Source organism: Streptomyces sp. NPDC127068, assembly GCF_042724695.1.
GTDB lineage: Bacteria > Actinomycetota > Actinomycetes > Streptomycetales > Streptomycetaceae > Streptomyces.
Map to the genome: position 1 here is coordinate 106,526 of NZ_JBHXEN010000007.1, position 18,440 is coordinate 124,965.

Sequence of the window (18,440 nt, forward strand, 5' to 3'; positions counted from 1 at the left end):
GGGGCGGTTCAGGGGGCTCGGGCCTGGAAACGGGGGCACCGTCAGCGGTGCCCCCGTGGGGTGGGTGCGGGGGCGACCCGTCGGGCGGGGAAGGGGCCGGCCCCCGCTTGCCGCAGGGGCCGGCCCGTGTTCCGCCGGGTCAGTCCCGGGCCGCGATCAGCCGCTCGGCGTGCTCCTGGAGCGAGCGCACCCCGACGTCCCCGCGGTTGAGGGCGTCGATGCCCTGCACGGCGGCGGCGAGCGCCTGGACCGTGGTCAGACAGGGCACGGACCGCGCCACGGCGGCGGTGCGGATGTCGTAGCCGTCGAGGCGGCCCCCGGTGCCGTACGGGGTGTTGACGATGAGGTCGACCTCGCCGTCGTGGATGAGCTGGACGATGGTCCGCTCCCCGTTCGGGCCCTCCCCCTCGGACTGCTTGCGCACCGCGGTGGCGTTGATGCCGTTGCGCTGGAGGACCTCGGCGGTGCCGGAGGTGGCGAGGAGTTCGAAGCCGTGGGCGACGAGTTCCCGCGCCGGGAAGATCATCGAGCGCTTGTCGCGGTTGGCGACGGAGATGAAGGCGCGGCCCTTGGTGGGCAGCGGCCCGTACGCCCCGGCCTGCGACTTGGCGTACGCGGTGCCGAAGACGGAGTCGATGCCCATGACCTCGCCGGTGGAGCGCATCTCCGGGCCGAGGATGGTGTCGACGCCGCGTCCGTGGATGTCGCGGAACCGCGACCACGGCATCACGGCCTCCTTGACGGAGATCGGCGCGTCGGGCGACAGGGTGCCCCCGTCGCCGCGGGCCGGCAGCAGCCCCTCGGCCCGCAGCTGCGCGATGCTGGCGCCCAGCGAGATCCGGGCGGCGGCCTTGGCGAGCGGTACGGCGGTGGCCTTCGAGGTGAAGGGGACCGTACGGGAGGCGCGCGGGTTGGCTTCGAGGACGTAGAGGATGTCCCCGGCCATGGCGAACTGGATGTTGATCAGTCCGCGCACGCCGACGCCCCGGGCGATCGCCTCGGTGGAGGCGCGCAGCCGCTTGATGTCGAAGCCGCCGAGGGTGATCGGGGGCAGTGCGCACGCCGAGTCGCCGGAGTGGATGCCGGCCTCCTCGATGTGCTCCATCACGCCGCCGAGGTACAGCTCCTCGCCGTCGTAGAGCGCGTCGACGTCGATCTCGATGGCGTCGTCGAGGAAGCGGTCGACGAGGACCGGCCGGGACGGGCTGATCTCGGTGGACTCGGCGATGTACGAGGACAGCCGGGTCTCGTCGTAGACGATCTCCATGCCGCGTCCGCCGAGCACGTAGGAGGGTCGGACGAGGACGGGGTAGCCGATCTCGTCGGCGATGGCCTTGGCCTCGGTGAAGGTGGTGGCGGTGCCGTGCTTGGGGGCGGGCAGGCCGGCCTCGGCGAGGACCCGGCCGAAGGCGCCGCGGTCCTCGGCGGCGTGGATGGCCTCCGGCGGGGTGCCCACGATCGGCACGCCGTTGTCCTTGAGCGCCTGGGCGAGGCCCAGCGGGGTCTGGCCGCCGAGCTGGACGACCACGCCCGCGATCGGGCCGGCCAGGGACTCCGCGTGGACGATCTCCAGGACGTCCTCCAGGGTGAGCGGCTCGAAGTAGAGCCGGTCGGAGGTGTCGTAGTCGGTGGAGACCGTCTCCGGGTTGCAGTTGACCATCACGGTCTCGTACCCGGCGTCGCTGAGCGCGAAGGAGGCGTGGACGCACGAGTAGTCGAACTCGATGCCCTGGCCGATGCGGTTGGGGCCCGAGCCGAGGATGATCACGGCGGGCTTGTCGCGCGGGGCGACCTCGCTCTCCTCGTCGTAGGACGAGTAGAAGTACGGCGTCCTGGCGGCGAACTCGGCGGCGCAGGTGTCGACGGTCTTGTAGACCGGGCGCACTCCGAGGGCGTGTCGGACCTCGCGGACCACGTCCTCGCGCAGACCGCGGATCTCGGCGATCTGGGCGTCGGAGAAGCCGTGCCGCTTGGCATCGGCGAGGAGCTGGGGCTCCAGCCGGTCGGCGGCGGCGAGTTCGTCGGCGAGTTCCTTGATCAGGAAGAGCTGGTCGACGAACCAGGGGTCGATCTTCGTGGCGTCGAAGACCTCCTCGGGGCTGGCCCCGGCGCGGATGGCCTGCATGACGGCGTTGATCCGGCCGTCGGTGGGCCGGACGGCCTCGCGCAGCAGTTCGGCCTTGTCGCCGGGGTCGCCGACGAAGGTGAACTGGCTGCCCTTCTTCTCCAGCGAGCGCAGCGCCTTCTGGAGGGCCTCGGTGAAGTTGCGGCCGATGGCCATGGCCTCGCCCACCGACTTCATGGTGGTGGTGAGGGTGGAGTCGGCGGAGGGGAACTTCTCGAAGGCGAACCGGGGGGCCTTGACGACGACGTAGTCGAGGGTCGGCTCGAAGGAGGCCGGGGTCTGCTCGGTGATGTCGTTGGGGATCTCGTCCAGCGTGTAGCCGACGGCGAGCTTCGCCGCGATCTTGGCGATCGGGAAGCCGGTCGCCTTGGAGGCCAGCGCGGAGGAGCGGGAGACCCGGGGGTTCATCTCGATGACGATGACCCGGCCGTCCTCGGGGTTCACCGCGAACTGGATGTTGCAGCCGCCGGTGTCCACGCCGACCTCGCGGATCACGGCGATGCCGATGTCGCGCAGGACCTGGTACTCGCGGTCGGTGAGGGTCATCGAGGGGGCCACGGTGATCGAGTCGCCGGTGTGCACGCCCATGGGGTCGAAGTTCTCGATGGAGCACACGACCACGACGTTGTCGTGCTTGTCGCGCATCAGCTCCAGCTCGTACTCCTTCCAGCCGAGGATGGACTCCTCCAGGAGCACCTCGGTGGTCGGCGAGAGGGTGAGGCCCTGTCCGGCGATGCGGCGCAGTTCCTCCTCGTCGTGGGCGAAGCCCGAGCCGGCGCCGCCCATGGTGAACGAGGGCCGGACGACGACGGGGTAGCCGCCCAGCTGCTCGACGCCGGCGAGGACGTCGTCCATGGTGTGGCAGATCACCGAGCGGGCGGACTCGCCGTGCCCGATCTTGGCGCGGACGGCCTCCACGACCTGCTTGAACAGCTCGCGGTCCTCGCCCTTGTTGATGGCCTCGACATTGGCGCCGATCAGCTCGACGCCGTACTTGTCCAGGGTGCCCGCCTCGTGCAGCGAGATGGCCGTGTTCAGGGCCGTCTGACCGCCGAGGGTGGGGAGCAGCGTGTCGGGGCGCTCCTTGGCGATGATCTTCTCGACGAACTCCGGGGTGATCGGCTCGACGTAGGTGGCGTCGGCGACCTCCGGGTCGGTCATGATCGTCGCCGGGTTGGAGTTGACCAGGATGACCCGCAGGCCCTCGGCCTTGAGGACCCGGCACGCCTGGGTGCCGGAGTAGTCGAACTCGGCGGCCTGGCCGATGACGATCGGGCCGGAGCCGATGACCAGGACGGACTGGATATCGGTGCGCTTAGGCACGCTGGCCCTCCATCAGGGTGACGAAGCGGTCGAACAGGTACGCGGCGTCGTGCGGACCGGCGGCGGCTTCGGGGTGGTACTGGACACTGAACGCGGGCTTGTCGAGGAGCCGCAGCCCCTCGACGACCTGGTCGTTCAGACAGACGTGGGAGACCTCGGCGCGGCCGTACGGGGTGTCACTGACCCGGTCGAGGGGGGCGTCGACGGCGAAGCCGTGGTTGTGCGCGGTGACCTCAACCTTGCCGGTCGTGCGGTCCTGCACGGGCTGGTTGATGCCCCGGTGGCCGTACTTCAGCTTGTAGGTGCCGAAGCCGAGGGCGCGGCCGAGGATCTGGTTGCCGAAGCAGATGCCGAACAGCGGGGTGCCGCGGTCCAGGACGGCGCGCATCACGGCGACGGGGTGGTCGGCGGTGGCGGGGTCGCCGGGGCCGTTGGAGAAGAACACCCCGTCGGGGTCGACCGCGGCCACGTCCTCGATGGTCGCGGTCGCGGGCAGGACGTGCACCTCGATGCCGCGCTCGGCCATCCGGTGCGGGGTCATGCCCTTGATGCCGAGGTCGATCGCGGCGACGGTGAAGCGCTTCTCGCCGACCGCGGGGACGACGTACGGCTCCCGGGTGGCGACCTCGGCGGAGAGGTCGGCGCCCTTCATCTCGGGGGCCTGGCGGACCTCGGCCAGCATGGTGCCCTCGTCGGGGAGCGCGTTGCCGGAGAAGATCCCGACCCGCATGGCGCCGCGTTCGCGCAGGTGGCGGGTGAGGGCGCGGGTGTCGACGCCGGAGATCCCGACGACGCCCTGGGCGGCCAGTTCCTCGTCGAGGGAGCGGCGCGAGCGCCAGTTGGAGGGCACCCGGGCGGGGTCGCGGACGACGTAGCCGGAGACCCAGATGCGGCGGGACTCGGGGTCCTCGTCGTTGACTCCGGTGTTGCCGATGTGCGGGGCCGTCATCACGACGACCTGCCGGTGGTACGAGGGGTCGGTGAGGGTCTCCTGGTAGCCGGTCATCCCGGTGGAGAACACCGCCTCGCCGAAGGTCTGGCCGACGGCTCCGTACGCGCGGCCCCGGAAGACGCGACCGTCCTCCAGGACGAGTACGGCGGGAACCCGGGTTCCCCTGGTGGAGGTCGGCTGCGCTGTCTGCGCGCTCATCGGTCCGCGCCTTCCGTGATGGTGGTGTGCAGGGGGGTGTCCGCCGGGGCGGCGAGCGCCTCGACCCAGGCGGTGTGCTCGGCGGCGTGGTCGGAGCGGAAGCCCGAGTCGATCAGCCGCTCGCCGTGGGCCCAGGTGATGACGAGCAGCCCGCCCTCGGCGAGGACCTTCCCGGCGATGCCCTTGTCGAGGCGGGCGCCGCGGATGCGGTCGGCGGGGACGAAGAAGTCGTTCGCTCCGGGACGGACCACGTCGAGGCCCCGGGCGGTGAGGGTCAGCTCGACCCTCGACCGGGCACCGAGGCCGTGCGCCACGATCCGGTCGAGCCACTGCCCGGCCGTGGTGGAGCCGTGGTAGCGGCCGTGCAGGGTGAGCTGCGGGGCGCCGGGGTCGGCGGGGGCGGTGGGCAGCGCGGGCAGGTCGCTCTGGAGGGTGCCGCGCCACTTCCAGCCCTCGCGCATCAACCAGTACACGAGGGCGACGAAGAGGACGAGGCCGACGAGCCAGCCGATCCGGGCGGCCCAGTCGGTGACTTCCGCCGATTTCCGCTCGGTGGCGAGCACGGAGAGGACTTCGGCACTGCGCAGGGGGTGAGGCATCACACGAGCTTCCCGTCGACGACCGTGGCACGGCCCCGCAGCCAGGTGTGGGTGACGCGTCCCGGCAGCTCGCGCCCCTGGTAGGGGGTGTTGCGGCTGCGGGAGGCGAAGCCCGCGGGGTCCACGGTTCCACGGTAAGCGGGATCGACGAGGGTCAGGTTGGCGGGCTCGCCCACCGAGACGGGGCGGCCGTGTCCGGCGAGGCGTCCGATCTGCGCGGGGCGCACCGACATCCGGTCGGCGACCTGCGCCCAGTCGAGGAGTCCGGAGTCGACCATGGTGTGCTGGACGACGGACAGCGCGGTCTCCAGGCCCACCATGCCCATGGCGGCGGCGGCCCACTCGCAGTCCTTGTCCTCGTGCGGGTGCGGGGCGTGGTCGGTGGCCACGCAGTCGATGGTGCCGTCGGCGAGGGCCTCGCGCAGGGCCATGACGTCGGCCTCGGTGCGCAGCGGCGGGTTCACCTTGTAGACGGGGTCGTAGCTGCGGACCAGTTCGTCGGTGAGCAGGAGGTGGTGCGGGGTGACCTCGGCGGTGACGTCCCAGCCCTTGGACTTCGCCCAGCGGACGATCTCCACCGAGCCGGCGGTCGACAGGTGACAGATGTGGACGCGGGAGCCGACGTGCGCGGCGAGCAGGACGTCCCGGGCGATGATCGACTCCTCGGCGACGGCGGGCCAGCCGCCGAGTCCGAGTTCGGCGGAGACGACGCCCTCGTTCATCTGGGCGCCCTCGGTGAGCCGGGGCTCCTGCGCGTGCTGGGCGACGACCCCGCCGAACGCCTTCACGTACTCCAGGGCCCGCCGCATGATCACCGCGTCGTCGACGCACTTGCCGTCGTCGGAGAAGACCATGACGCCGGCGGCGGAGTCGTGCATGGCGCCGAGTTCGGCGAGCTGCTTGCCCTCCAGGCCGACGGTGACGGCGCCGACGGGCTGCACGTCGCAGTAGCCGTGTTCGCGGCCGAGGCGGTAGACCTGCTCGACGACGCCCGCGGTGTCGGCGACCGGGAAGGTGTTGGCCATGGCGTGCACGGCGGTGAAGCCGCCGACGGCGGCGGCGCGGGTGCCGGTGAGGACGGTCTCGGAGTCCTCGCGGCCGGGCTCGCGCAGATGGGTGTGCAGGTCGACCAGGCCGGGCAGCAGGACGCGGTCCTCGGCCTCCACCACGGTGGCGCCCTCGGCGCTCAGTCCGGTGCCGAGGGCGGCGATGGTCTCGCCGTCCACGAGGACGTCCTGCGGTTCGCCGCCGAGCACCCGGGCACCGCGGATCAGGATCTTGCTCATGTCGGTTACTTCTCCTCGGTACGGGTGTGGGTGACGGCGGGCTCGTTGCCACCGAGCAGCAGGTACAGGACGGCCATCCGGATGGAGACGCCGTTGGTGACCTGTTCGATGGCGGTGCAGCGGGCGGAGTCGGCGACCTCGGCGGTGATCTCCATGCCGCGCACCATCGGGCCGGGGTGCATCACGATGGCGTGCTCGGGCATCCGCGCCATCCGGTCGGCGTCCAGGCCGTACCAGCGGGCGTACTCGCGCTCGGTCGGGAAGTAGGCGGCGTTCATCCGCTCCCGCTGGACGCGCAGCATCATCACGGCGTCGGACTTGGGCAGGACGCCGTCGAGGTCGTAGGCCACCTCGCAGGGCCACTGGGAGACCCCGACGGGGACCAGGGTGGGCGGGGCGACCAGCGTGACCTCGGCGCCGAGGGTGTGCAGCAGGTCCACGTTGGAGCGGGCGACCCGGCTGTGCAGGATGTCGCCGACGATGGTGATCCGGCGGCCGGCGAGGTCCTGACCGAGTCCGGCGTCGCGGCCGACGAGGCGGCGGCGCATGGTGAAGGCGTCCAGCAGGGCCTGGGTGGGGTGTTGGTGGGTGCCGTCGCCGGCGTTGATGACGTGGGCGTCGATCCAGCCGGAGGTGGCGAGCCGGTAGGGCGCGCCGGAGGCGCCGTGCCGGATGACGACGGCGTCGACGCCCATGGCCTCCAGGGTCTGCGCGGTGTCCTTGAGGGACTCGCCCTTGGAGACCGAGGAGCCCTTGGCGGTGAAGTTGATGACGTCGGCGGACAGCCGCTTCTCGGCGGCTTCGAAGGAGATCCGGGTACGGGTCGAGTCCTCGAAGAACAGGTTGACGACGGTACGGCCGCGCAGGGTCGGCAGTTTCTTGATCGGCCGGTCGGCGACCCTGGCCATCTCCTCGGCGGTGTCGAGGATGAGGACGGCGTCGTCACGGGTGAGGTCGGCGGCCGAGATGAGATGACGCTGCATCTGTCAGGCTCCGTAGGGCGGTTCGGGGGGATCGAGCGGGACGGGTCCGGGAGGGCGTGCGGGGGCCGAGGGGGGGTCGGCCCGGCCGGTCCGGACGGGTGCGCGGGAGGCCGGCGGCGGTCATGCCGGGACGCCGCGTCGGGGACGCGGGGCGCCGGGCGGGTCGGCCGCGGCCCGGTGTTCACCCACCGGGCGGCACGGGGAGCGGGGTCATCCGGCGGGAGCGCCGGACTTCACCCCGAGCAGGACCGTGTCCCGCCCGTCCTCTTCGGCGAGCTGCACCCGGACCGTCTCCCGCAGCGAGGTCGGCAGGTTCTTGCCGACGTAGTCCGCGCGGATCGGCAGTTCACGGTGGCCGCGGTCCACGAGGACCGCGAGCTGCACCGCGCGGGGGCGGCCGATGTCGTTCAGGGCGTCGAGGGCGGCCCGGATGGTGCGGCCGGAGAAGAGCACGTCGTCGACGAGGACGACCAGCCGTCCGTCGATCCCCTCGCCGGGGATCTCGGTGCGCGCGAGGGCGCGCGGCGGGTGCATCCGCAGGTCGTCGCGGTACATGGTGATGTCGAGCGAACCGACCGGCACCTCACGCCCGGTGATCTCCGCGAGTTTGCCGGCGAGCCGCCGGGCGAGGAAGACGCCCCGGGTGGGGATGCCGAGGAGCACCACGTCGTCGGCGCCCTTGGCGCGCTCGACGATCTCGTGGGCGATGCGGGTCAGCACCCGAGCGATGTCGGGGGCTTCCAGGACGGGCCGCGCCGCGGTGCCGTCCGGGCTTTCGATGCTGCTGGTGTCCATAAGAAACGGACCTCCTTCTCCGCCTCACGGGACGGACCTTAAAGGACGTCGGATTTGCGCCATCCACGGTAGCAGGCCGCGCATTCCCCCAGTTCACCCCCTCACCGTGCGTCTCACGGCAAGGCAGGGAAGAGTCGGTGCTGACCGTTCGGCTTGACGCATGCAAGTCACGCTGCGTAACCTCACAGTGAGTCACCAGCCTTCGTCCGGGGAGCCTTATGTCCAGCGAATACGCCAAACAGCTCGGGGCCAAGCTCCGGGCCATCCGCACCCAGCAGGGCCTGTCACTCCACGGCGTCGAGGAGAAGTCCCAGGGCCGCTGGAAGGCAGTGGTGGTCGGTTCCTACGAGCGCGGTGACCGCGCCGTGACCGTCCAGCGTCTCGCCGAGTTGGCGGATTTCTACGGGGTGCCGGTCCAGGAACTGCTGCCCGGCACCACGCCCGGCGGCGCCGCCGAGCCGCCGCCGAAGCTCGTCCTGGACCTGGAGCGCCTCGCCCACGTCCCGGCCGAGAAGGCGGGCCCGCTCCAGCGTTACGCCGCCACGATCCAGTCCCAGCGCGGCGACTACAACGGCAAGGTCCTCTCGATCCGCCAGGACGACCTGCGGACCCTCGCCGTCATCTACGACCAGTCCCCCTCGGTGCTCACGGAGCAGCTGATCAGCTGGGGCGTCCTGGACGCGGACGCCCGTCGGGCCGTGGCCCACGAGGAGAGCTGACCTCCGCCCCCATCAGCAGAAACGTGCCGCCCGGGGTGGCACGGGCCCGGAAGGGTTCGTGCCACCCCGGGCGGCTTCGTGCGCTCCGGGTGAGCGGAGTGCCCCAGCGGCGAAATCACCCGTTCGGCGGTATCCCTCGACGGGCGTTCTCCGGCGACCCGGGCGACGGTCGCGGGCGGGAGCAGGCTCGACCGGCCCGTGCAAGGCCCTGACGGCCCGCTGGGGGCACGGGGAGGGTGCGGACGGGAAGAAGCCCCCACCGTGGGACGGCAGGGGCTCCTGTGGCCGCGTCAGGCCCTGCGCAGGCCCGGCTTCAGCTCCTTGAGCCGCCCCAGCAGCCCGTTGATGAAGGACGGGGACTCATCGGTCGAGAACTCCTTGGCCAGCTCGACGGCCTCGTCGAGCACCACCGCGTCGGGCGTCCCGTCGACCCAGATGAGCTCGTACGCGCCGAGCCGCAGGATGTTCCGGTCCACGACGGGCATCCGGTCCAGCGTCCACCCCACGGAGTACTGCGCCAGCAGCTCGTCGATGCGCTGCTCGTACTGCGCGTACCCCTCGACCAGCTCCATGGTGAATTCGCTGACCGGCGGTTGACGGGTGTCAGTGCGCGAGTGCCGCACCCAGTCCGCGAGGACGGTCAGCACGTCGACCCCGCGCTGGTCACCCTCGAAGAGGATCTGGAAGGCGCGCTTGCGAGCCGTGTTCCGGGCAGCCACGGTTAGCTGTTCACCCGGCCGAGGTAGTCGCCCGAACGCGTGTCGACCTTGATCTTCTCACCGGTGGTGATGAAGAGCGGAACCTGGATCTCGAACCCGGTCTCCAGCTTCGCGGGCTTGGTGCCGCCCGTGGAACGGTCGCCCTGGACGCCCGGCTCGGTCTCCGCGATGACCAGCTCGACCGCGGTGGGCAGCTCCACGAAGAGCACGCTGCCCTCGTTCTGCGCCACGGTGGCCTCGAAGCCCTCCAGGAGGAAGTTCGCGGCGTCGCCCACGGTCTTGCGGTCGATGTGCAGCTGGTCGTAGGTCTCCATGTCCATGAAGACGAAGTAGTCGCCGTCCATGTAGGAGAACTGCATGTCGCGCTTGTCGACGGTGGCCGTCTCGACCTTGACGCCGGCGTTGAAGGTCTTGTCGACGACCTTCCCGGACAGCACGTTCTTGAGCTTGGTGCGCACGAAGGCAGGGCCCTTGCCGGGCTTGACGTGCTGGAACTCGACGACGGACCAGAGCTGGCCCCCGTCGAGCTTGAGCACCATGCCGTTCTTGAGGTCGTTCGTGGAAGCCACGGTTGCGGAATCTCCTGGACTGACGTGGACGACCGACGGGGCCCGGGTCCGGCGGCTCAGCGTGTGCTGAGGCTAGAGCGCCAGCAGCTCCTTGGTCGTGATGGTGAGTAGCTCGGGTCCGCCGTCCGCGTCGGAGCGGACGACGAGCGTGTCATCGATCCGGACCCCGCCCCGGCCGGGGAGGTGAACCCCCGGCTCGACGGTGACCGGCACACAAGCGTCCAGTTTACCCATGGCTGAGGGGGCGAACTGCGGGTCCTCGTCGTTTTCGAGTCCCACACCGTGCCCCGTCCGCAGGGGAACGCCCTCCCGGTGCCCCGCCGACTCCAGTACGAGGCGGGCCGCACGGTCCACGTCACGGCAGGCGGCACCGGGGGTCAGCGCCTCCCGACCGGCGCGCTGAGCGGCGAAGACGGCGTCGTACAGCTCGATCTGCCAGTCCGCGGGCGAGGTCCCGATGACGAAGGTGCGCCCGATCTCGCACCGGTAGCCGCGGTAGGCCGCGCCGAGGCAGACCGAGAGGAAGTCGCCCTCCTCGACCCTCCGGTCGGTGGGCCGGTGTCCGACCCGGCCCGCGTCCGGACCGGTCCCGACCGAGGTGGCGAACGCAGGACCGTCCGCCCCGTGGTCGACCAGGCGGCGTTCGAGCTCCAGGGCGAGGTGCCGTTCGGTGCGGCCGACCAGGATGGATTCGAGGAGTTCGCCCAGTGCCTGGTCGGCGATCTCGGCGGCGATCCGCAGACAGGCGATCTCGTCCTCGTCCTTGACCAGCCGGAGCTGTTCGACCACCCCGCCGACGTCGGCCAGCCGCAGCCCCGGGGCGGCGGTGGCGACGGCACGGTGGCGGGCGACCGTCAGGTGGTGCTCCTCCACGGCGAGCGCATCGGCTCCGTGGGCCGCGGCGAGGGTGGCCGCGGTGACCGCGGTGTCGCCCCGCGGGTCCGGCAGGACCTGGGTGAGGAGGGCGTCGTCGGGCTGCGGGTCACCGGGGCGGGCGTCCGGGGTCTCGGCGAGGACCAGCAGGTCGCCGTCGTCCTTCAGCAGCAGGACCGCCCCGGGCGGGGCGGCTCCGGCGAGGTAGCGGACGTTGGCGGGGCGGGAGACGAGTGCCGCCGCGGTACCGCCGGCCGCGGTGCGTTCCCGGAGACGGTCCCGGCGGGCTGCGTAGACCTCTGCCATGTCCCGAGCGTACGAGCGGCGGGGCGAAAGGGCCCGGTCAGCTCGTCCGGACGGGCTCTTCGGGGTCGGCAGGGCCCCGGTGCGCCGGGGTCACCAGGCGGGCGGGCTGGTGACCGATCGGGTGAGGACCTCGTCGAGCACCCGCGCCGTGGCGGGGACGTCGAGCTGGGAGTTGTCGATGATGGGCAGGCCCGAGCCGTACCAGCCGGCCATCCGGCCGTGGATGCGGGCGACCTCCTCGTCGGTGAGCCGACGGTTCCCCCGACGCTTCCCGTTGCGCTCCAGGACGATCTCCAGGCCCGGCAACAGGACGACGGGCAGCAGCCCCGGTCCCACGTGCCGTTTCCAGCCGCCGAGGCCGACCACCGGGCGGTCCGGGAACACGGCGTCGTCGAGGATGCAGGAGATGCCGTTGGCGAGGAAGTTGCGCGCGGCGAAACCGCAGGTGCGGCGGGCCAGGCGGTACTGCGCCTCGGAGTGGTCGTTCCACCCGGCCTGCGGGTCGGCGAATCCGGAGCGGACCCATTCGCGCACGTCGTCGAGGCTGATGTGCGCCGTGGGGACCCGTCGGTGCTCCGCCCAGTACTGGGCGACGCTGGTCTTGCCGGCACCCGCCGGGCCGATCAGCAGCACGGCGAGGGTGGTCGCCGTCGGGTCGGCGGCCGAAGGAGCCGGCGGAGGGCTCGGGACGGCGACCGGACCGCCGGGGGGCAGCCGGACGTGGCCGGTGGCGTCCGGTCCGGGCGGCGGGAGGTGTCCCGACGGAGGCGGACCGCCGGGCGAGGGGCCACCGGGCGGCGGGCCGGCGGGCGGCGGGCCGGGAGGAACTGCGGGCCGCGCGGGGCCGGGCGGGTGGGGAGGAGTACCTGGCGGGTGGGCGGGAGGAGTACCCGGCGGACGGCCGGGAGGAGTACTCGGCGGGTGGGCGCCCCGCGCCGTCGGGGGGAACCCCCGGGGTGCGGCGGCGGGCGGCTCCGGCGGGCCGGGGGGCGGCCAGCCGGGGCCCGACCCCCCGTTCGGTGGCAGCGGTGCTCCCCCTGCGTGCTGCATCCGGTGCCACTCCGTCTCCTGCCGGTCCGTCCCGCTGCTCACCGGGACGGAGGAACGCGTCTCGTACAGGCAACTGGCGGCGGCCGGGGAGAAGTTCCCGAGCGACCCGCCCCGCTCCCCCCGGCGCGGGGGGAGCGACCCGAACGGTACCCGGCCCGGGCCGGGCCGTGGGTCCGCCGGGGAAGGATTCCCCTGGGGTTACTCGGCCACTTCCCCGTACGCGGCGAGCAACACCGCCGGATCGGGTCCTTCGAGGACCGTGGGCCGGGCGAGGCCGTCGAGGACGATGAACCGCAGCAGGTCGCCCCGGGACTTCTTGTCGACCTTCATGGTCTCCAGGAGCTTGGGCCACTGGTCGTAGCGGTAACTGAGCGGCAGCCCGACGGACTCCAGGACCGCGCGGTGCCGGTCGGCGGTCGCGTCGTCCAGACGTCCGGCGAGCCGTCCCAGTTCGGCGGCGAAGTGCATGCCGACGGCGACCGCTGCCCCGTGCCGCCACTGGTAGCGCTCGTTCTTCTCGATGGCGTGCGCCAGGGTGTGGCCGTAGTTGAGGATCTCGCGGCGGCCGGACTCCTTCAGGTCACCGGAGACGACCTCGGCCTTGACCTTGATGGCCCGCTCGATGAGTTCCGCGGTGTGCGGCCCGGCGGGGGTCCGGGCCGCCGTGGGGTCGGCCTCGATCAGGTCGAGGATCGCCGGGTCGGCGATGAACCCGGCCTTGATGATCTCGGCCAGTCCGGAGACGTAGTCGTTGACCGGCAGCGACTCCAGTGCGGCGAGGTCGCACAGCACCCCGGCGGGCGGGTGGAAGGCTCCGACGAGGTTCTTGCCCTCGGCGGTGTTGATGCCGGTCTTGCCGCCCACGGCCGCGTCGACCATGCCGAGGACGGTGGTGGGCACGGCGATCCAGCGGACCCCGCGCAGCCAGCTCGCGGCCACGAACCCGGCGAGGTCGGTGGTGGCGCCGCCGCCCACCCCGACGATCACGTCGGTGCGGGTGAACCCGGACTGGCCCAGCGCCTTCCAGCAGTACGCCGCGACCTCGGCGGTCTTCGCCTCTTCCGCGTTGGGCACCTGGATGGCCACCGCCTCGAAGCCCTGCCCGGCGAGGTCGGCGCGCAGCGCCTCACCGGTCTCGGCCAGGGCCTCGGGGTGGATCACGGCGACGCGCTTGACCCGGTCGCCGACCAGGGGGCCCAGCTCGCCGAGCAACTGGTGGCCGACGAGCACCTCGTACGGTTCGGTGCCGGCGGTGCCGGCGACCTTGATGCGGATGGGTTCCTGCGCGGTCATGGGGTGTTCTCCTGCGGAGGGTCGGTGGGCAGCCCGAGCGCGTCGAGGACCGCCCGGGCGACCTCCTCGGGGCCGCGTCCGTCCGTCGGGACGACGGCGCGGGCCACCTCGGTGTACAGCGGAAGGCGCGCCTCCATCAGCTCCCGCCACTGACGGCGCGGGTTGACGGCGAGCAACGGGCGGGCGACGTTGAGCCCGGTGCGGCGCACGGCCTCGTCCACGTCCATCGACAGGAAGACGACGGGGTGGGCGGCGAGCAGCGCACGGGTGTCGGGGTCGAGGACGGCCCCGCCGCCCAGGGCGAGGACGCCGTGGTGGGTGGCGAGGGCCTCGCGCACGGCCGCCTTCTCGACGGCACGGAAGTAGGGCTCGCCCTCGTCCACGAAGAGGTCGGCGATGGGGCGGCCCTCGGCGGTGACGATGTCGTCGTCGGTGTCCCGGTAGGGGCGGTGCAGCTGCTCCGCGAGGAGCGCCCCCACGGTGGACTTGCCGACGCCCATGGGACCGACCAGAACGACGACCGGACCGCCGGGACCCGCGGGTCCCGGCGCGTCCGCGTCGGTGCCGGCGGACCCCCGCGTCGAGGGCGACCCGGATGTGTCGGGCACCGTCGTCACCGGATGTGCAGGTTGTCGAGGTAGGACCGGACGTTGCGACGGGTCTCGGGGACGCTGTCGCCGCCGAACTTCTCGGCCACCGCGTCCGCGAGGACGAGGGCCACCATGGCCTCGGCGACGATCCCGGCGGCCGGGACCGCGCAGACGTCGGAGCGCTGGTGGTGGGCCTGGGTGGCCTCGCCGGTCACCACGTCGACGGTGGCCAGGGCCCGCGGCACGGTGGCGATGGGCTTCATCGCGGCCCGCACCCGCAGCAGTTCACCGGTGGTGAGGCCGCCCTCGGTGCCGCCGGAGCGGCCGGTGGAGCGACGCAGTCCTTCGGGGGTGCTGACGATCTCGTCGTGGGCCTGGGAGCCGGGAACGCGGGCCAGGTCGAAGCCGTCGCCGAGTTCCACGCCCTTGATCGCCTGGATGCCCATGAGCGCGGCGGCGAGCCGGGCGTCGAGCCGGCGGTCCCAGTGGACGTGCGAGCCGAGGCCGACGGGCACGCCGTAGGCGAGGACCTCGACCACTCCGCCGAGGGTGTCGCCGTCCTTGCGGGCCTGGTCGATCTCGGCGACCATCGCCTTCGACGCGTCGGCGTCGAGGGAGCGCACCGGGTCGGCGTCGAGCTTCTCGACGTCGGCGGGCACCGGCAGGACGCCGTACGGGGCCTTGGCCGCCGCCAGTTCCACGACGTGGCTGACGATCTCGATGCCCGCGGTCTCCTTGAGGTAGGAGCGGGCGACCGCGCCGAGCGCGACGCGGGCCGCGGTCTCCCGGGCGGAGGCGCGCTCCAGGATCGGGCGGGCCTCGTCGAAGCCGTACTTCTGCATGCCCGCGAGGTCGGCGTGGCCGGGGCGCGGGCGGGTCAGCGGCGCGTTGCGGGCCTGGTCGGCAAGGACCTCGGGGTCGACCGGGTCGGCGGCCATGATCTGTTCCCACTTGGGCCACTCGCTGTTGCCGACCATGATCGCGACCGGGGAACCGAGGGTGAGTCCGTGTCGGACGCCACCGATGAAGGTGACCTCGTCGCGTTCGAACTTCATCCGGGCGCCGCGCCCGTACCCGAGGCGCCGCCGCGCGAGGTGGTCCGCCACCATCTCCGTGGTGATCGGGACACCGGCGGGAAGACCTTCCAGCGTCGCCACCAAAGCGGGTCCGTGGGACTCCCCCGCCGTCAGCCAGCGCAACCTGCTCAAGGGTGCTCCTCTGTTCGCGCACGCAACTGGGCGGCACGACCGGGTGCGCGGTCCCGGCCCCGCCACCCCCGATCTTCCCACGTCCGGAGCGGTTACCCGTTCGAAGGTCCAGCAAGCGGACGCCGGGGCCCGCGAACCGCCGCGCCGGTCGGTTCCGGTGGGGCGGTTCGCGGGCCGTCGATCAGCGGGCGGCCAGCGCCCGTTCCCCGGCCTGTCGCATCGCGGCCAGCGGGGCCGGGGTGCGCCCGGTCATCTGCTCGACCTGGATGACGGCCTGGTGGACCAGCAGGTCGAGGCCGCTGACGACGGCGCCCCCGTAAGCGGACCAGCGGGCCGCCAGCGCGGTGGGCCACGGCTCGTACAGCACGTCGAAGAGGGTCGCCGGACGCTCCGGCAACGCGGCGGCGAGGGCGTCGGTGGTTCCGGCCGGGGTGGTGGCGATGACGAGGGGGGCGCGCAGGGCACGGGCGGCGTCGGCCCAGTCCGCGGTGCGGACCTCGACGCCGAGGCGTTCGCCCCACTGGCGCATCTCGGCGGCCCGGGCGGCGCTGCGGACGTAGGCGGTGATCTCACCGGTGCAGATCCGGGCGAGCGCGGCCAGTGCGGAGGAGGCGGTGGCCCCCGCGCCGAGCACGGCGGCGGACTCCACGCTCTCCACTCCGTGTTCGCGCAGGGCGGCGACCATGCCGGGGACGTCGGTGTTGTCGCCGGTGCGACGGCCGTCCTCGGTGAGGACGACCGTGTTGACCGCCTCGACCGACGCGGCGGTTTCGGTGACCGAGTCGAGCAGGGGTATCACGGCGCGTTTGAGGGGCATGGTCAGGGACAGCCCTGCCCACTCGGGGCCGAGTCCCGCCAGGAAGTCGGGCAGCGCCGCCTCGTCCACCTCGAACCGTTCGTAGCTCCAGTCGGCCAGCCCCAGCTCGGCGTAGGCCGCGCGGTGCAGGACCGGGGAGAGCGAGTGGGCGATGGGCGAGCCGAGCACGGCCGCCCGACGACGGCTCCGGTCGGTGGGCTCACTCACCGTTCTTGCGCCGCTCATTGAATTCCGCCACCAGTTCCTCGTGCTCGGCCAACGTCTCGGTGAACTTGGTCGTCTTGCCGTCGATGGAGACGAAGAACATCCAGTCGCCGCCGTCCGGCTCGATCGCGGCGCGCAGGGCTTCCTCGCCGGGATTGCCGATCGGTCCGGGCGGCAGTCCCTCGACGAAGTACGTGTTGTACGGGTGGTCGTAGTTGCGGATCTCCGTGGTGGAGATGTCGATCTTGCTCTGGTTCTTCAGGTAGTTGTAGCTGGAGTCGAACTCGATCTTCCGGTTGGTGGCCACGTTGTCCGGTTTGAGCCGGTTGTAGACGACGGCCGCCATCTTCTTGAAGTCGTCGTGGGTCATGCCCTCGGCCTGGACCAGGCTGGCGACCGTGATGACTTCCAAGGGGTTCTTGAGCCCCACTTCGCGGGCCTTGGCCTGGAGGTCGTAGGTCTCGTACTGGTTCTTGGCCCGCGCGACCATCTTCTTGAGCACGTCCGCCGGTTTCATGCCCTCGGCCACGGGATAGCTCGACGGGTAGAGGAAGCCCTCCAGCGGGTCCTTCCGGTCGCCCGCGCCGTTCATCGCCCAGTCCGGCAGACCGAGCGACTTCCACTGGGCGGAGGCGACGCCCTTGGTGGTGCCCCCGGGCAGGTCGAGGCGCTTGTCGATCTGCTCGTACACCCAGATGTTGCGGCGGCCCTCGGCGATGATGAGGTTGTTGCGGCTCTTGGGGCTGAGCATGAGTTCGAGGGCGCTGGCCGCGGACATCTCCTTGCGGAGCGTGTAGACGCCGTCCTGGACGGTGTTGCCCTTGGGGTGCTGCTGCTGGGCGGAGACGAACGCGTCGACGCTCTTGATGACCCCGGCTTCCTTGAGCTTCTGACCGATGACGTAGCCGCCCGAGTCCTTGGGGATCTCGACGGACACCGTCGTGGTCAGGCCGTCGCCGGCGAAGTCGGCCGGCTCGCCGAACCGGTCCTGGTAGAACTGGTAGCCGAAGTAGCTGACGGCGCCGAGGCCGCCCACGAACACCGCGGTCACCAGGAGGCAGGCGCAGCCGTTGCGGCGTTTCTGCTTGCCCTTGCCGCCCCGGGAGCGGCGGTCCCCGCCCCGGCCGGACGGCTCGTCGTCGTACCCGTCGTCGTCGGCGTACCCGTCGTCGGCGTCGGGGCGGCGGGGGGCCGCGGGGGCGCCGCGGCCGGAGTCCGTGAAGAAGCCCTCCTCCGGACCGTCACGGTCCGGGTCCCAGTCCTGACGGCCGTCGCCCCGGGCCGGTTCCTCTTCGGGTTCGGGCTCGGGGCGCCGTCGGGCGGGCGGCTCCGGCGGGGGGTACGCCTCGGGAGTGCCGTAGTAGTCGGGGGGTTCGACGCCGTACGCCTCGGGCTGCCCGGGGTAGGTCCCGGCCGGGTCGGTGCCGTAGGGGATCTGTCCGGGCTGGGCCGTCTCCCAGCCCCCCTGGTACTGCTGGCCGTAGCCGTCCGACTGGGCCGGCGCGGCCCACTGGTCGTAACCCTGGTGGACCTGCTGCTCGAAACCTTGGGGGACCTGCTGGTCGTAACCCTGGGGAACCTGCTGCTGGACGTACTCCTGCTGGTGCTGCTGGTGCTGCGGGAAGTGACCGGGCTGGCCCTGGTGACCGTACTGCTCGCCCTGCGGGTACTGCTGGTGACCCGTCTGCGGGGACTGGCCGGGGTGGCCCTGCTGCTGGCCCTCCCATCCGACGTCCCCGTACAACGGGTCCTCCGGATACCACGGTTCGGAGCCCTGGCCCCGGCCATAATCAGTCATCTGTCCCCATCGAGCCGCGAGGCGGGGCACGTG

16 protein-coding genes are annotated in these 18,440 nt (G+C 72.1%); 1 reads left to right on the plus strand and 15 read right to left on the minus strand.

Features of this window, described 5'->3' with window-relative positions; translation table 11 throughout:
* Nucleotides 1-139: 139 nt before the first annotated feature.
* The 6 genes from carB to pyrR all read right to left on the minus strand — a co-directional run bounded on the left by carB (nucleotide 140) and on the right by pyrR (nucleotide 8,261).
* Entirely contained in the window at nucleotides 140-3,448 is a 3,309-nt protein-coding gene (gene carB, locus ACFWIA_RS06300) for a carbamoyl-phosphate synthase large subunit (protein WP_387000941.1), read from the minus strand.
* Nucleotides 3,441-4,598 (minus strand): glutamine-hydrolyzing carbamoyl-phosphate synthase small subunit, encoded by a 1,158-nt coding sequence (carA, locus tag ACFWIA_RS06305; protein ID WP_387000942.1) that lies wholly within the window; start codon nucleotides 4,596-4,598, stop codon nucleotides 3,441-3,443. Before carA ends, carB begins: the two co-directional genes overlap by 8 nt.
* Complete coding sequence (locus ACFWIA_RS06310; protein ID WP_387000944.1) at nucleotides 4,595-5,197, minus strand: hypothetical protein; 603 nt, start codon at nucleotides 5,195-5,197, stop codon at nucleotides 4,595-4,597. Before ACFWIA_RS06310 ends, carA begins: the two co-directional genes overlap by 4 nt.
* Nucleotides 5,197-6,483: a dihydroorotase gene (locus tag ACFWIA_RS06315; protein ID WP_387000946.1), complete on the minus strand. Its 1,287-nt coding sequence runs from the start codon at nucleotides 6,481-6,483 to the stop codon at nucleotides 5,197-5,199. Before ACFWIA_RS06315 ends, ACFWIA_RS06310 begins: the two co-directional genes overlap by 1 nt.
* Before the next feature lie 5 nt (nucleotides 6,484-6,488).
* Nucleotides 6,489-7,466 (minus strand): aspartate carbamoyltransferase catalytic subunit, encoded by a 978-nt coding sequence (locus ACFWIA_RS06320; RefSeq protein WP_385494178.1) that lies wholly within the window; start codon nucleotides 7,464-7,466, stop codon nucleotides 6,489-6,491.
* A 210-nt stretch (nucleotides 7,467-7,676) separates the two neighbouring features.
* Entirely contained in the window at nucleotides 7,677-8,261 is a 585-nt protein-coding gene (pyrR, locus tag ACFWIA_RS06325) for a bifunctional pyr operon transcriptional regulator/uracil phosphoribosyltransferase PyrR (protein ID WP_387000948.1), read from the minus strand.
* 218 nt (nucleotides 8,262-8,479) lie between these two features.
* Here pyrR and bldD point away from each other — a divergent pair, with 218 nt between their 5' ends.
* Nucleotides 8,480-8,980, plus strand: a complete 501-nt coding sequence (gene bldD, locus ACFWIA_RS06330) for a transcriptional regulator BldD (protein WP_030607052.1) — start codon at nucleotides 8,480-8,482, stop codon at nucleotides 8,978-8,980.
* A 290-nt stretch (nucleotides 8,981-9,270) separates the two neighbouring features.
* Here bldD and nusB read toward each other — a convergent pair whose 3' ends face one another.
* From nusB to mltG, 9 genes are all read right to left on the minus strand, one after another.
* Nucleotides 9,271-9,699 (minus strand): transcription antitermination factor NusB, encoded by a 429-nt coding sequence (gene nusB / locus ACFWIA_RS06335; protein WP_387000951.1) that lies wholly within the window; start codon nucleotides 9,697-9,699, stop codon nucleotides 9,271-9,273.
* 2 nt (nucleotides 9,700-9,701) lie between these two features.
* The gene (gene efp, locus ACFWIA_RS06340) at nucleotides 9,702-10,268 is read right to left on the minus strand and encodes an elongation factor P (protein WP_385494181.1); all 567 of its coding nucleotides are present in this window, start codon (nucleotides 10,266-10,268) and stop codon (nucleotides 9,702-9,704) included.
* A 72-nt stretch (nucleotides 10,269-10,340) separates the two neighbouring features.
* Entirely contained in the window at nucleotides 10,341-11,447 is a 1,107-nt protein-coding gene (locus ACFWIA_RS06345; RefSeq protein WP_387000953.1) for a M24 family metallopeptidase, read from the minus strand.
* A gap of 90 nt (nucleotides 11,448-11,537) precedes the next feature.
* A complete protein-coding gene (locus ACFWIA_RS06350) occupies nucleotides 11,538-12,497 on the minus strand; it encodes an AAA family ATPase (protein ID WP_387000955.1) in 960 nt (319 codons plus the stop codon).
* A 198-nt stretch (nucleotides 12,498-12,695) separates the two neighbouring features.
* Nucleotides 12,696-13,790 carry a 3-dehydroquinate synthase gene (gene aroB / locus ACFWIA_RS06355; RefSeq protein WP_387000957.1) on the minus strand — a complete coding sequence of 365 codons (1,095 nt, stop codon included), beginning with the start codon at nucleotides 13,788-13,790 and terminating at the stop codon, nucleotides 12,696-12,698.
* Nucleotides 13,787-14,290, minus strand: coding sequence for a shikimate kinase (locus tag ACFWIA_RS06360; RefSeq protein WP_387001040.1), 504 nt, complete (start codon nucleotides 14,288-14,290; stop codon nucleotides 13,787-13,789). The genes aroB and ACFWIA_RS06360 overlap by 4 nt, the downstream gene beginning before the upstream one ends.
* Nucleotides 14,291-14,403: 113 nt before the next feature.
* Nucleotides 14,404-15,588 carry a chorismate synthase gene (gene aroC, locus ACFWIA_RS06365; protein ID WP_385494184.1) on the minus strand — a complete coding sequence of 395 codons (1,185 nt, stop codon included), beginning with the start codon at nucleotides 15,586-15,588 and terminating at the stop codon, nucleotides 14,404-14,406.
* A 181-nt stretch (nucleotides 15,589-15,769) separates the two neighbouring features.
* On the minus strand, nucleotides 15,770-16,612 hold the full coding sequence (locus ACFWIA_RS06370; protein ID WP_387000959.1) for a shikimate dehydrogenase: 843 nt from the start codon (nucleotides 16,610-16,612) through the stop codon (nucleotides 15,770-15,772).
* A complete protein-coding gene (gene mltG, locus ACFWIA_RS06375) occupies nucleotides 16,605-18,407 on the minus strand; it encodes an endolytic transglycosylase MltG (RefSeq protein WP_387000961.1) in 1,803 nt (600 codons plus the stop codon). Before mltG ends, ACFWIA_RS06370 begins: the two co-directional genes overlap by 8 nt.
* Nucleotides 18,408-18,440: the final 33 nt, after the last annotated feature.